The organism is Mucilaginibacter sp. MD40, assembly GCF_002288635.1.
Classification (GTDB): domain Bacteria; phylum Bacteroidota; class Bacteroidia; order Sphingobacteriales; family Sphingobacteriaceae; genus Mucilaginibacter.
In genome coordinates this window covers 355,806-370,204 of the sequence record NZ_NRSW01000001.1, presented here as the reverse complement: position 1 = coordinate 370,204, position 14,399 = coordinate 355,806, and the positions used below count along the sequence as shown (strand labels likewise).

The following is a 14,399-nucleotide window of genomic DNA, read 5'->3' as shown; positions in this document are numbered from 1 at the left end:
AGTTGAAAGTTTAGATACTTGACTTTTTTTCAATTGGGATTAAAGATGTTGAAGCTTACTCTTAAGCAGCAGCATATCTTCACTAATCTTTTTCTCCAATACTCTGGCATAAATCTGCGTTGTGGCAAGTTTGGTATGGCCAAGCATCTTGCTAACGGTTTCAATTGGAACTCCGTTAGATAGGGTGATGGTAGTTGCGAAGGTATGGCGGGCCACGTGAAAAGTCAGATTTTTCTGTATGCCTGTATGGTCTGCTATTTCTTTTAAATAGCTGTTAAGCTTTTGGTTCGAGATTACCGGAAAGATGGTGCCATTCGCTTCCGCACGAATATTATTTCTATACCTATCAATGATTTCCATTGCTTTCGGCAAAATAGGTGTATTGACTGGCACTAGCGTCTTCTGACGAAATGTTCTGATCCACCGTTCACCATCGAGGCCAATGACAATATTCTCTGGTTTAAGATTGATCATATCTACATAAGCGAGTCCGGTGTAACAAGCAAAGATGAAGATGTCTTTTACCAGGTTAAGGCGTTCTATGTCGAACTGCTTTGTCTCAATGGACTTCAGTTCCCATTCGTTTAAAAACTCCTTATCTACCTTCTTTCGGCTCATTTTAAAACCAAGAAAAGGATTAGCAGGGATCCACTTCAGGTTAACAGCCAGGTTGACCATCTTTTTAAGTCGTATTAAATGCTTAAGCACCCCGTTGGTGTCCATCGGCTTCTGATGATCTTTGGGTTTGTGATTGTACAGGAACAGTTCGAAGTCGGCAATGAATTTATAATCAAGATCAATTAGGTTGATATTGTCCCGATTAAATTTCTTTTGAAAGAATTTGGTCAGGTAGCGCTGGGTTACATAATAGTGCTTCATCGTTCCCTCGCTTAAAAGGGTTATCGCTTGCTCATTATGATAGGCAACCAAATCGTTAAAGGTAATCAACTTTTCTTCATTTACATTGCCTAAGAAAGCATCTTTAAGCGCCTCAGTAGTGACCCGGTGTCCTTTAATCTCCAACTGACGATAATGCTCTTTGATAATTAATCTGACATCGTCCAGGTACTCGGTGATCTTCCTGCCCTGTTTGGTATTGCATCGTCCGCTTCCTTTTGCAATGTCCCAATGGGCAAGGTCCACCTGAAGGCTCTTGAGGGCTATGTAGCATTTTGAGCCATTTACGGTTAATCCCATGTAGACCGGTGCTTTACCGTCTTTTTCTCTTTCCACACGCACTTTAAAGTGAATGCTCAGTCTGTTTGTTGTTTTCATGCTTCATTTAATTTGATACGTTTCACAGTAATTTGGTATCCGGCAAAAAAAACAGCCTTAAATACCGTATCAAACAAGCTCAAAAAGCACCAAAATACCGATTTAATGATCTATATATCAGTAACTTGTGAGCAAAGTGAGTACCACAAAAGTAAGCATCTTACTTTGGTACTCACTTTGGTATCCAGAACATTGAGAAACTTTGCGTAAAATTGATATGGGTTAAAACAAAAAACCCTGTAAATCAGCTGATTTACAGGGTTTTGGTGGTTTCTGATGGTCCACTTAGTGGGAGCAACAGGATTCGAACCTGTGACCCTCTGCTTGTAAGGCAGATGCTCTGAACCAGCTGAGCTATGCTCCCTTGCGTTTGGGAATGCAAATATAGAGTTTAGTTTTATTGTGTCAAAAAAAATATTTAAAAAAAATATAAGTTGCAGTAAAGCAGCTAATTATTTTTATTACATGGCTTTGTCATGGCCGTGACGAGGGTCTTCAGGTAAAATTTCCATTTGAGGGTAGTCAATATAGTCGGCATACCATTGTATAGCGCTTACCACATCTAAAGCGTCCTCCGCGTTAATGTTGATGGTTTCAAACGCATATAACTTATTATGGGCATAGCCATACAACTGTATTTCATTGTCACTTGCCGTAAAATTATCCTCATTTAAGCAGTACACACGTATTTTCAAGTTGGTATCTCTTGAGTGTATCACATCCCGGCAAGGGTTACCAGGGTCGGTTGCTAATAAATACACATTGTGTTCCATACTATCTCTAACATTGATAGTTACAATTAGTTTAGAAATAGTTGTAAACAGCCGTTTCCTATAGTGGAAATTAAAATGCGATTAAGAGTTAAATTTCTACACTATGAGAAGCAAATTCTACAGCAATTTTTCCTTCTTCTTTAAATAATGGCATTTTTAAGCAAATTTCAGCTTTTTAATAGTGGGCATTATGTTTGTATAAGTTTAAATACCCTTCTCAAAGGGAGTTTTTCATAGGTAGATGTAGGGCCGAAATACTGCGAGAGTCTTTCGGCCTTTTTTGTGCCTTTTAATCACTCCCATTTGCTATAATCACTCCCATTTGCTATAAAGTTAAAAAGTATAAAATCCGCATTAAACAAAGCGGCGTAATTCCCTGTATAAAACTTAATATAAACTAAAACAACTTTTTATGAAAACAGACATTAACCCAATTTCAGGCGGGGCAAATATGGCCAGAAGGTCGTTCTTGCGTTATGCCGGAGCAGGGGCTGCGGCTGTAGCAGTTTTGGGAGCCACCGCCTGCCACAAAGACCGCGTTATGGTTGACCCCGTAAACGGTTCGGATATTGGATCGGGCGATATTGGTATTCTTAACTATGCTTACGCCCTGGAACAATTAGAAGCAGCCTTTTACACCCAGGTAGTTGCTACTCCTTATAGCGGCATTACAAACCTCGAGCTAACCTACATGACTGATATACGCGACCATGAGGTGATACACCGCGAATTTTTTAAAGCGGCTTTAGGTACCAGCGCTATTAAGCAACTTACTCCTGATTTCAGTAAGATCAATTTTAGCAGCCGCGATAACGTTTTGGCTACTGCTAAAGCTTTTGAAGACCTTGGTGTGCAGGCTTATGACGGTGCAGGCTATCTCATTCAGAGCGCTACTTATTTAACCATAGCCGGTAAAATTGTGTCTGTTGAGGCAAGGCATGCGGCTTTAATTGCTAACCTGATCAATGGAGGAAGCTTTGTATCATCAGACCAGGTAGATGCCAACGGATTAAACGGCTCTAAAGCTATTGCCGATGTATTGCCAATCGCTAACGCGTTCTTGAAAACCAAAGTTTCCGCTTCAAGCTTTAATTACACCATTTAACCCTACGGCCATGAATATATTTAACATTATAGACGAAATTGAAAAGGTAGACCCGGAAATAACAGAACGTTTAAACCCGCGCCGTGCTGCCATAAAAAATATTACCAGCTTTGGTTCAAAAGTAGCTGTTGCAGCCTTGCCTTTCGCATTAGGTACTATGCTTAAGAGGGCTTATGGTGCAGCTTCTACAACAGATGTGGTAGGTGTGTTAAACTTTGCTTTAACACTGGAATACCTGGAGGCCGCGTTTTATAACCAGGGCTTTGCCAGCACAGGCTTAATACCTTCAGGTAACAGCGATTACATAGGTGTGATCAGACGTGACGAAAACGCGCACGTTAAGTTTTTGCAGAATGTGATCACTTCACTTAACGCTACTCCGGTACAGGCTTCAACGTACGACTTTACAGGCGGTAACAACAAAGGTAATGGTCCTTTTAAAGATGTATTTACCAATTACGCAACCTTTTTAGCGGTAGCGCAGGTATTTGAAGATACCGGTGTGCGTGCTTATAAAGGCCAGGCGCCTGTATTATTGGGTAACCAAACTGTATTAACCGCGGCATTATCTATACATGCGGTTGAGGCACGCCATGCTTCTGCCATCCGTAAACTGCGCCGCGACCTTAACCAGGCGCCTAATAACAAACCGTACATTGTAAGTTCAGCTTCATTAGGTAACGATACCGGTTTATCTTTGGTTGACGCTAACTACGCAGGCGAGGAGAATGTAACCCAGGGTGGTGTTAACCTGGTAACTGCACTTAATGTTTCTACAGAAGCAGCATCAGCAGCTTTTGATGAACCGCTTACTAAAGATCAGGTAACCAGCTTAGTAGTAGGTTCATTTATTGTGCAATAAGCTTATTTAATAACGATTGTATAAAAAAAGCCCGGTATTCACCGGGCTTTTTGTTTTAATTACGTACCGGGCGCTGGCCTGGCTGGCGTTGCTGCTCTTGCTGCTGCCGCTGTTGTTCGCGAGCTTGTTCTTGTTGTTGACGCTGTTGCTCTTGCTGTTGCCTTTGCTGTTCACGAGCCTGTTGCATTTGTTGCTGGCGTTGTTGTTCCTGTTGTTGACGCTGTTGCTCTTGTTGCTGCTGGCGCTGCTGCTCCTGCTGTTGACGTTGTTGCTCACGAGCTTGCTGCATCTGCTGCTGACGCTGCTGGTCTTGTTGTTGACGCTGTTGCTCTTGCTGTTGGCGTTGTTGTTCGCGGGCTTGCTGCATTTGCTGCTGGCGCTGTTGCTCCTGCTGTTGACGTTGTTGTTCACGAGCTTGCTGCATTTGCTGCTGGCGCTGTTGGTCTTGTTGCTGGCGTTGCTGCTCCTGCTGTTGGCGTTGTTGTTCGCGGGCTTGCTGCATTTGCTGCTGGCGCTGTTGGTCTTGTTGCTGGCGCTGCTGCTCTTGCTGCTGCCGCTGTTGTTCGCGAGCTTGCTGCATCTGCTGCTGACGCTGCTGGTCCATCTGTTGGCGTTGTTGTTCGCGGGCCTGTTGCATTTGCTGTTGACGCTGTTGATCCTGTTGCTGGCGTTGCTGTTCACGAGCCTGCTGCATCTGCTGCTGGCGCTGTTGATCTTGTTGTTGACGTTGTTGTTCACGCGCTTGTTGCATTTGCTGAGCATCCTGATAGCCGCGAGCAGGGCGGTTGCCGTCATAGTTTCGCCTTTGCTGTTGCTGCTCGGCTTGCTGACGGTCATAGTTGCGCTGTTGCTGCTGGTCGATATTGCCGGGTGTAAACGTACGGTTCGGGCGGTTGCCATTAGCCGCAGGGTTAGCATTCCCTCTCCCATCAACAGTACTATTCACGCGAACTACCCTGGTGTCTGGCGCTTCACTGCGCACAGTTTGCGCCAGCCTTGCTGCATTAGATGGGTTATATCCAGCTCCGCGGCGATTATCAACACTCGCAATACGCTGATTTGGATTTTGCTGCCTGTATGCCGCTGCATCTACCACACGTGCTGGGCGGGCATTAGCATCACGGCGTACCTCCGGCCTGTAAATATTAATATTATTGTTATTTACGGTGATGCGTGACGGTTGAGTTGCGTTAACCACATTATAAACCCTTACAGGGCGATTGGTTATCCTTTCGATATCTGCACGTCGCGGGCCTGCTACATAAGTGCGGTTATTGTACACATATGTATTATTTATGTAAGTGGTGTTTTGGATAATAGTCCTTACCCGGTAGCTGGGTACATAATAGTTGTAAATATTGGGGTAGGTGATGCATTGCTGAGGGGCAAAAACCCAATAATTATCCGGTATATAATAATCATTTGAATAGTAAGCGTTAATACTTATCCTTGGTTCAAGGGGTGCCCAGCCATAGTAACCGCCACCATTTCTCCAGCTTACCCATGCCGGTGCCCATTCGCTACCCGGAATCCATTCCCATCCGTAGTAGTTATCAAAGCGCCAGCGGCCGTAATGGAAGGCTGCCCATCCCCATGGGTAATTAGACACCCAGGTATTGCCATACTCGGTCATGGCCCAATAGCCGTTGGTAGCATACGGCCTGAAGTTTTGGTCAACATCGGGTATCCATACGTTGCCGTACTGTTCATCATATACCCAGGTGCCGTAAGGAGCCAGTTCGTCATAAAACTCCTGGTTGGAAACGTAGCCTCCCGGCTGAGCGAATATTTTATTGGGTGCCGAGATGATCAGCAGAAGAGCCACAAGTGCTGTTCCCCATATTTGGTTTAACTTTTTCATGCTTCTATTTATTATTGGTTTTGGTTGTGATGTTATAGGTCAGACTGTACAATAACTCAAACGTTTAACCATGTAATTGTTTTGGCTACCCCGAGCAATTATGCATGTAATTGCTTTTTTACCGCTGCTGCATGTAATGTCCCTAAAAAATGGATAATTTTGGCTTTAAACATTTGAGATATGAGTACCGTAAATATTCCTCGCCTGGATCTTAACACCTACATCAATGGCAATGCCGATGAGCGCAAAGCTTTTTCTGATGCTATAGGTAAAGCATTTAATGAAACCGGCTTTGTAACCATTACCAATCACGGGCTCAGTAAAGAGCTAATTGATAAGCTGTACGCCCAGGTAAAGGCGCTTTTTGCCCTGCCTGAGGAGATAAAAGCGAAATATGAGATCCCCGGCCTTGCGGGACAGCGCGGGTATACCGGTAAAAATAAAGAAACAGCCAAAGGCTTTAAGGTGCCTGATCTGAAAGAGTTTTGGCAAATTGGCCAAACCGTTACCGACGGCGCTCCTGAAAAGGAATTATATCCGGATAATGTTAAGGTGGAAGAGCAGCCCGAGTTTAATGCGGTTACCGAAGAGGTATACAAAAAGCTGGAGGGCGCAGGTATACACTTGTTAAGGGCTATAGCGGTTTATCTTGGGCTCGATGAGCATTACTTTGATGATAAGGTGCATAACGGTAACTCCATATTACGTACGCTGCATTATTTTCCTATTGAGAACCCTGATGCTTTGCCTGCCGACGCGGTGCGTGCCGGCGCTCATGAGGATATTAACCTCATTACCTTACTAATTGGCGCCAGCGCCGATGGCCTCGAGCTGCTTACAAGAGATAATACCTGGTTCCCCGTGAAAGCACACGGCGAAGACCTGGTAGTAAACGTAGGCGATATGCTGCAGCGTTTAACCAATAATAAATTAAAATCAACTACGCACAGGGTAGTGAACCCTCCGCGCGAAGAAATGAAGAACTCACGCTTTTCGGTTCCTTTCTTCCTGCATCCTAAATCAAACATGGATCTCACCAGTTTACCGTCAACTATAGATGCAGAGCACCCAAAATTGTATACCGATATTACAGCGGGAGAATATCTTGACGAGCGTTTGAGAGAAATTGGCCTTAAGAAATAAGTTTGTTGTTGTTGACGCACCAGCCTGAAAAAGAATTGATGAAAAGGAATGTAATGCTGTCTGTTTTTTCCGGGCTGATGCTTTGGCTGGCCTGGCCGCCTACCCATTACACCACTTTTATGCTTTTTGTGGGCTTTGTGCCTATGCTGGTGGCAATGGAGAACATCATCGGGGCCGACGTTAAGCGCAAGGGTAAAAAAATATTTAACACCACTTTCCTGGGCTTTTTTGTATGGAATGTGCTGTGCATTTACTGGGTGTACAATGCCCTTAAAATGATAGGGCCGGTGACCGCTGTTCCTATCACTCTTATCCCGTACGCGCTGGGGCCGCTGTTGATGGCAACGGCGTGCTGGCTATATTACAGGTTAAGGCTAATTACCAGCCGGGGCATTAGCCTTGGCGCATTAGTATGTTTTTGGATAGGGTATGAGTACCTGCACCAAAGCTGGGACCTTAATTTCCCGTGGATGACGCTCGGTAATGGCTTCGCCGTTACGCATCAATGGGTGCAATGGTATAGTTATACAGGGGTATATGGCGGTACTATCTGGGTTTGGATCGTTAATATCCTGGCTTTTCTTATCTACATTGGCCTGCGCGAAAATCAGTCTAAGGCAACGCGTTTAAAACTTATTGCCTTGCTTGTCTTCTTCATAGTGGCGCCGCTGGGCTTTTCGTTATATACGTATTATCATTATGATGAACAGCCTAACCCATCCAACATCATTGTGGTGCAGCCAAATATTGATCCTTATGAAAAAGAAGGATCGATGCCACCTAACGTGCAGTTATCCATATTAACTCACCTATCTGATTCGCTGGCGCAGCCAAATACGGAGTATTTTATTTGGCCCGAAACTGCCCTGGTGCAGGATATGGATGAAGACCGCATCCATACCGAAATACCGTTTTTGCAGGTAAAGCAATTCCTGAGCAAATACAAAAACGGGAATGTAATTACCGGTGGCGAAACGCACAAGTTTTATACTACCCGCGCCACTACAACGGCAAGCCCAACAGATGGTGGCATGTTCTATGATCGTTTTAGCTCGGCCCTCAACATCGAAAATTCTGATAAGGTACAATTCTACCATAAATCGCGGCTGGTGCCGGGTGCGGAATCATTACCGTTTGGTAACACGCTATCTTTTATCAAACCCGTTTTTGAGCATCTGGGCGGTGCGGTTGGCGCTTATGGGCTGCAAACGGAGCCAAGCGTATTTTATTCGCAAAGCGGTATTGGCGCGGCGCCCATTATCTGCTATGAATCTATCTGGGGTAACTGGGTGGCACGCTCGGTAAAGCAGGGCGCACAATTTATCGCAGTTATTACCAATGATGGCTGGTGGGAAAATACTTCCGGAAAAGACCAGCACCTGGATTATGCCAAACTACGCGCTATTGAGAACCGCCGATGGGTTTGCCGCTCTGCCAATACCGGCATATCTGCCTTTATTAACCAGCGGGGCGATATTGTACAGCAAAGTAAATGGTGGGTACGCACCGCTTTAAAACAGGACATCAACCTGAACAGTGATATTACTTTCTACACCCAACATGGCGATTATCTGCCAAAAACCGGCAGCGTGCTGGCTTTGGTGGGCGTCGTATTTATACTGATCCGCATCCGTAAGAAATAAAACGTTTTACTCCACCGGATTATCCCGTTTCAGGATAAATTCCTGCAGGTCGTTAATAGGCTGGCGTATAATTTTCCCCACGTGTATGCCGTTGGCTTTGCAAACCGCTTTTAGTTCATCAGCAAAAACATAAGCTATAGAGCCTACAAAATGGCACTTAAACTTATCATACTGCGGGTACGATTGCTTGATATTGGTGTCAACAAACTCCTGTAACCCCTTTTGCAAAACATTTTGGGCGTATGCGGTAGTGCGGATATCTGTTAAAAATTTAGAAAAGGCTGCCAGGTAGGCATTACCTCGTGGTTTGCGATATACGTTTTCTATAACCGCTTCCTTAGTGGGGTTAAAGGCTTCTTTAAATTTCGCGGCTATATCTGCCGGCATACGGCCGTACAGATAGTTGGTTAACAGTATTTTTCCAAACCAGGTGCCGCTGCCTTCGTCGCCCAAAACATAGCCCAGGCCATGCTGCCCGTCGTGGATGTTGTCGCCATCAAAAAAAGAAATATTTGAGCCGGTGCCCAATACGCAACAAAAGCCTTTCTCGTGGCCACAAGTGGCATAGGCCGATGCCAGCAGGTCACTATCTACACTTACATAAGCCTCAGTAAAAATACTGCTGATAGCATTGCTCACAATTTCATGCCTGTCCGGGCTGGAGCACCCCGCGCCGAAGAAGTATATTTCGGTTACCTCGTTCGCGTAGGCTGTCATTTCAGGTAATTGATCCTGGATGATCCGGGCAATTTCTTTCTCTGATAAAAAATAAGGGTTTAAACCGGCTGATTTGAAAGCCTTGTTGCCCTGGCCGGGTACAGCCAGCAGCCAGTCTGTTTTGGATGATCCGCTATCTGCTACTAATATCATGTACAAAGTTCCTCGAGCGCCTCATGCGTTAAAGGTTTATGCACAAACTGGGTAACATATTTATTGCTGAGGGAGTTGTTCATGTCGGTAGGGTCTAACGACGATGAAAGCATAAATATTTTTGTGCCGCTCTTATCGGTTCCCAATGTTTCGTAAGCTTTTAAAAACTCAAAACCGCTCATCTGCGGCATACGAATATCAAGAAATATAACATCAGGTTTAACAGCGCCTTTTTGCAATGCATCCAGTGCTTCTGTTGCCGATTGGATAACAACAATGTCATCAGCGAAATCAACGCTTTCCAATATCCTGCGCGTAACGAAATTATCTATGTAATTATCGTCAACCAGTAAACAGGTATGGAATTTATTAGGCATTTATCAAAAATATACATTTTATGTAAATTATTGAATATTTATACTATTTGTTATTTGCTGGAGCGTAACCTCAGCCATTTTTGATTGGTAGAGGGCATTGGCGTACACAGATTCGGCATTGAGATAATTACGTTGTGCCTCGCGTATTTCCAGCGGGGTAATGTTGCCCAGGCGATATTTTTCAAGTGATATATCCAGATTTTTTTTGGTCAGTTCCACATTTGATTGGCTGATCTTGATGAGATCGAGGCCGGAGAGGTATGCGACAAAAAAGTTGCTGATCTGTGCTTCTATTTCTAACTGCGTTTGTTTACGGTTGATCTCGGCATTATCAATCTGTAGTTTGGCATTTCGCTCTTTACGCCATTGGTTAAAGCCATCGAAAATGTTAATAGATGCGGTAAGACCGTAGGCCAGCCCATGCGCGTTTTGCGTAAGTGTAAAGCCTGCCGGGGTGCGGCTGTTGCTAAACGTATAGCCCGATGTTACGCCTACCACAGGGTAACGGTTGGAGCGCACTTGTTTCAGGTTAATTTCGGCCAGGCGTTTGTTGATCTGTGCCGACAAGATGGCCGGGTTCTGCGTTTGCGCTTTGGAAAGAATATCGCCCAGCACCAACTTATTGCTTACCAATATGGTATCGCCCACAGAAAAATCTGTTTGCAGGTTGCGTACCAGCAGGCGGTTAAGTTGTATTTGGGTGTTCTTATATTGCTGTATCTGCGAGATAAGGGTGGCGGTATCTGTATTAAGATTGATTTGGGCATTGTATACATCCAGCTTGGCAACCCGGCCAACGGTATATTTATCATTGGCATAGCGTAGTTGCGTGCGCGATATATCAATGGCGCCTTGCAGGGCCTTTATCTGCACGTTCTGGCTTACGAGGCTGTAGTAAGTAGTAATTACATTGGCCACGGTAGATTGTATGGTGTCCTGCAGGCGAAGTGTACCCAGTTTATCCTGTTGCTTAAGCATGTCATAATTGGCAAACATGTTAAAGCCGTCAAAAATGGTCCAGTTGAGGTTAACGCCGTAGTTATTGTTGGTGTTGTTGGCATTAAGGTTATTAACGGCACCGCCGCTACGGGTTTGTTTAATTTTTTGCCGGCTGGCGTTAAAAGCAGCGTCGCCTGTAACTACCGGTAAAAAGCCCGCGTTGCCTAATGTTACGTTGTTGCTGGCAATGGTAGAATTATTTTGAGAAAGCTTTATATTATAATTGTTTTTAAGCGCTATTTCTATTGCCTCACGCAGTGTTAGGCGCGGCGCGGCGGGGTTGGTACTGGTTTGCGCACGTAACCCGGTTATTAATGCAGTAGTGCAAACCAAAAAGCAAAGTGTTTTTTTGATATTCATATTGCTTAAAGTTTATCTATCAGTAAAGGCGTTTTGGGTTCAGTGGTATCTTCGGGTTCATCATCTGGGTCGCGGCGCGTTTTAGCTGCAAAAACCATGTACATGGTGGGGATCACATACAGGGTTAATACCAGTGAGAACAACATGCCGCCAATAATTACGATACCTAATGATACACGGCTTTTAGCCCCCGCGCCCAATGCGAGGGCAATAGGCACAGAGCCTAATACCACGGCAAGGCTCGTCATTAAAATGGGGCGCAGGCGCGATGTAGCGGCCTCAACCACGGCCTCATACTTGCTTAGCCCGTGTTCCATGCGCTGGTTGGCGAACTCGACGATCAAGATACCATTTTTGGTTACCAGGCCCACCAGCGTAATGATACCGATCTGGCTGAATATATTAAAGGTTTGATCAAACAGCCATAGTGATATAAAAGCCCCCGCGATAGCCAGCGGTACAGTGAGCATTACAATAAACGGGTCAACAAAACTTTCAAACTGTGCGGCCAGTACCAAATAGATGAGCAACAAAGCAAAGCCGAACGCGAAAAGAATGTTGGACGAACCTTCCGCATAATCTCGTGAAGGGCCGGCCAGTTCGGTACTGAATGATTCATCCAGAAGGCCTTTGGCTATGCGGTTCATTTCAGCTATACCATCGCCAATGGTATGGCCCGGCGAAAGGCCTGCCTGCAACGTGGCCGATTTAAAGCGGTTAAAGTGATAGATAGATGGTGGTGTGGCACTTTCAGAAACTTTTACCACGTTATCCAACTGTACCAGCGTGCCTTTGCTGCTGCGCACATATACCGATTTAAGGTCAAGTGGCTGATCGCGGTTGGCGCGGTCAACCTGGGCAATTACCTGGTATTGCTTGCCATTGATAAGGAAATAATCTAAACGGCCTGCACTGTAGTACAGCTGCAGCGTTTGGGCTATATCGGCAACCGATACACCCAGGTCGCGTGCCCGGTCACGATCGGTAGTTACCCGTAGTTCGGGCTTAGTGAATTTCAGGTTAACGTCAGATCCCTGGAATACAGGGCTTTTAGATACTTCTGCGAAAAACTCCGGCAGTACCTTTCTTATTTTTTCAAAGTCCTGGTTTTGGATCACAAACTGGACAGGTAAAGAAGTCCTGGCCCCGCTACCGCCGCCACTAATAGTTTGCTCCTGTATTACTATCGCGCGGGCATCGGGCATGCGGGACAGCTTTTTGTTGAGCCAGTCGGCCAGTTGCTGCTGGGTGCGTTCCCGCTGGTCTGGTGCTACCAAACCTATACGGCCAAAACCGGTATTGGCTGAACCCCCGCCAAAGGAAGGCGAAACGATCTCAATATTCACATTTGCTTCCGGTATGGAGTCGGTTACCAGGTTGGCTACTTTATCCATATACCTGGTCATGTACTCATAAGTGGCTCCTTCTGAGCCTGTAACGGTATAGCGCAGTAAGCTGCGGTCGTCCAGCGGGGCCAGTTCTGATGGGGTGACCTTGAGTAATACGCCTGTTATGATCAGTGAACCACCCAATATCACAAATGATACCCATCTGCGTTTCATAAACTTAACCAGCGATTCGGTGTACCCGGTGGTCATCCTTTCGAAGAACGGCTCAGTAGCTAAATAAAATTTTGATTTCTTCTGGTTTTTGCGGATCAGCTTTACGTTAAGCATAGGCGTTAACGAGAGCGATACAAAAGCTGATATCAATACCGAACCTGCAACCACCACCGCGAACTCGCGGAACAACCTTCCGGTGAAGCCCTGCAAAAACATGATGGGCAGGAATACCGCTGCCAGGGTAATAGACGTAGAAATAACGGCGAAAAGGATCTCAGCCGAGCCCTGGAAGGCCGCCTTGCGGATATCCATGCCTTCTTCTACCTTTTTATAGATGTTCTCGGTTACCACAATCCCATCATCCACCACCAGGCCCGTTGCCAATACGATACCCAGCAGCGTAAGGATATTAATAGAGAAACCGCATACATACATAATAAAGAATGCGCCGATCAACGATACCGGTATATCTATCAGCGGGCGGAAAGCGATAAGCCAGTCGCGGAAGAACAGGTAAATAATAATTACCACCAGTACAAAAGAAATGATAAGGGTTTCCTTAACCTCTTCAATAGAGTTATTAATGAACTTAGTATTATCCAACGCCACTTTTACGGTAATATCTGGCGGCAAGTCTTTTTCTATCTGCTTAAGGCGAACATAAAAATCTTTGGCTATTTGTACATAGTTGGCACCGGGCTGCGGTACCACTGCAAGGCCTACCTGCGGAATGCCCGATTCCTTGAACGCGGTTTCCTCATTGGCTGATCCTAAAACAGCATAACCAATGTCTTTTAAACGAACCACCCGATTGCTATCCGAGCGGATAATGAGGTTGTTAAAATCTTTTTCGTCGGTTAATTTGCCAAGCGCCCTTATGGTTAGCTCGGTATTATTACCCTCTATTTTACCGGCAGGCAGTTCCACGTTCTCTTTACTCAGAGCGGCACCTATATCAGTTGCGGTTAAACCCAATGCAGATATTTTATTGGGATCGATCCATAAGCGCATGGCATACTGGCGTTGGCCCTGTATGTTAATAGAGCTTACGCCGGGTATGGTTTGGAGGCCCTCCTGTAATACGTTCTCGGCATAGTCATCCACCTGCATAATATTACGGGTGTTGCTGCTAACGGTAAGGGTGATGATCTGGTCGGCATTAGCATCGGCCTTGGTTACAACCGGTGGCGCGTTAATATCCTGTGGTAACTGGCGCTGCGCCTGGCCCACTTTATCGCGTACGTCGTTGGCAGCGGTTTCCAGGTCGGCATCAAGGTTAAACTCTACCGTAATGTTACTCTGGCCTACCGAACTTGTAGATGATATATTACGGATGCCCGGCACACCATTGATGGCTTTTTCCAAAGGTTCGGTGATTTGTGATTCAATAACATCGGCGTTAGCGCCCGAGTAGCTGGTAGATACCGAAATGATGGGCGGGTCTACCGATGGGAAATCGCGCACGCCCAGGAACTTATAGCCAATAACACCGAATACCACTATCACAACAGACATTACTGTTGCCAATACTGGCCGTTTTATACTAATGGACGATAAACTCATACTTGT

Annotated in this window: 11 protein-coding genes and 1 tRNA gene; 4 read left to right on the top strand and 8 right to left on the bottom strand. The window is 45.4% G+C overall.

Annotation, left to right across the window (positions count from 1 at the left end; translation table 11 throughout):
• Positions 1 to 39: 39 nt before the first annotated feature.
• The 3 genes from CKK33_RS01660 to CKK33_RS01650 all read right to left on the bottom strand — a co-directional run bounded on the left by CKK33_RS01660 (position 40) and on the right by CKK33_RS01650 (position 2,048).
• Positions 40 to 1,275, bottom strand: coding sequence for a site-specific integrase (locus CKK33_RS01660; RefSeq protein WP_095702434.1), 1,236 nt, complete (start codon positions 1,273 to 1,275; stop codon positions 40 to 42).
• A gap of 289 nt (positions 1,276 to 1,564) precedes the next feature.
• A tRNA-Val gene (locus CKK33_RS01655) sits at positions 1,565 to 1,639 on the bottom strand.
• Between the two features lie 97 nt (positions 1,640 to 1,736).
• Complete coding sequence (locus CKK33_RS01650) at positions 1,737 to 2,048, bottom strand: hypothetical protein (protein ID WP_095702433.1); 312 nt, start codon at positions 2,046 to 2,048, stop codon at positions 1,737 to 1,739.
• Between the two features lie 412 nt (positions 2,049 to 2,460).
• On the opposite strand from CKK33_RS01650, the gene CKK33_RS01645 reads away from it, so the two are divergent.
• Together CKK33_RS01645 and CKK33_RS01640 are read left to right on the top strand one after the other, a co-directional pair.
• The gene (locus CKK33_RS01645; RefSeq protein WP_095702432.1) at positions 2,461 to 3,153 is read left to right on the top strand and encodes a ferritin-like domain-containing protein; all 693 of its coding nucleotides are present in this window, start codon (positions 2,461 to 2,463) and stop codon (positions 3,151 to 3,153) included.
• A 10-nt stretch (positions 3,154 to 3,163) separates the two neighbouring features.
• On the top strand, positions 3,164 to 4,015 hold the full coding sequence (locus tag CKK33_RS01640) for a ferritin-like domain-containing protein (protein ID WP_095702431.1): 852 nt from the start codon (positions 3,164 to 3,166) through the stop codon (positions 4,013 to 4,015).
• A gap of 55 nt (positions 4,016 to 4,070) precedes the next feature.
• Here the strand turns inward: CKK33_RS01640 and CKK33_RS19380 are convergent, their stop codons facing one another.
• Positions 4,071 to 5,876: a DUF6600 domain-containing protein gene (locus tag CKK33_RS19380; RefSeq protein ID WP_143822880.1), complete on the bottom strand. Its 1,806-nt coding sequence runs from the start codon at positions 5,874 to 5,876 to the stop codon at positions 4,071 to 4,073.
• A 180-nt stretch (positions 5,877 to 6,056) separates the two neighbouring features.
• Here CKK33_RS19380 and CKK33_RS01625 point away from each other — a divergent pair, with 180 nt between their 5' ends.
• Both CKK33_RS01625 and lnt read left to right on the top strand, forming a co-directional pair.
• Positions 6,057 to 7,019: an isopenicillin N synthase family oxygenase gene (locus tag CKK33_RS01625; RefSeq protein WP_095702430.1), complete on the top strand. Its 963-nt coding sequence runs from the start codon at positions 6,057 to 6,059 to the stop codon at positions 7,017 to 7,019.
• A gap of 38 nt (positions 7,020 to 7,057) precedes the next feature.
• Positions 7,058 to 8,662, top strand: a complete 1,605-nt coding sequence (gene lnt / locus CKK33_RS01620) for an apolipoprotein N-acyltransferase (RefSeq protein ID WP_095702429.1) — start codon at positions 7,058 to 7,060, stop codon at positions 8,660 to 8,662.
• A gap of 6 nt (positions 8,663 to 8,668) precedes the next feature.
• Here lnt and CKK33_RS01615 read toward each other — a convergent pair whose 3' ends face one another.
• Genes CKK33_RS01615 through CKK33_RS01600 form a run of 4 tightly spaced genes read right to left on the bottom strand, consistent with a single transcriptional unit; the run spans position 8,669 to position 14,393 of the window.
• Complete coding sequence (locus tag CKK33_RS01615) at positions 8,669 to 9,532, bottom strand: N-acetylglucosamine kinase (RefSeq protein WP_095702428.1); 864 nt, start codon at positions 9,530 to 9,532, stop codon at positions 8,669 to 8,671.
• Positions 9,529 to 9,909 carry a response regulator gene (locus tag CKK33_RS01610; protein ID WP_095702427.1) on the bottom strand — a complete coding sequence of 127 codons (381 nt, stop codon included), beginning with the start codon at positions 9,907 to 9,909 and terminating at the stop codon, positions 9,529 to 9,531. The genes CKK33_RS01615 and CKK33_RS01610 overlap by 4 nt, the downstream gene beginning before the upstream one ends.
• A gap of 27 nt (positions 9,910 to 9,936) precedes the next feature.
• On the bottom strand, positions 9,937 to 11,268 hold the full coding sequence (locus tag CKK33_RS01605; RefSeq protein ID WP_095702426.1) for a TolC family protein: 1,332 nt from the start codon (positions 11,266 to 11,268) through the stop codon (positions 9,937 to 9,939).
• A 5-nt stretch (positions 11,269 to 11,273) separates the two neighbouring features.
• Entirely contained in the window at positions 11,274 to 14,393 is a 3,120-nt protein-coding gene (locus CKK33_RS01600) for an efflux RND transporter permease subunit (RefSeq protein WP_095702425.1), read from the bottom strand.
• Between the last annotated feature and the right edge of the window lie 6 nt (positions 14,394 to 14,399).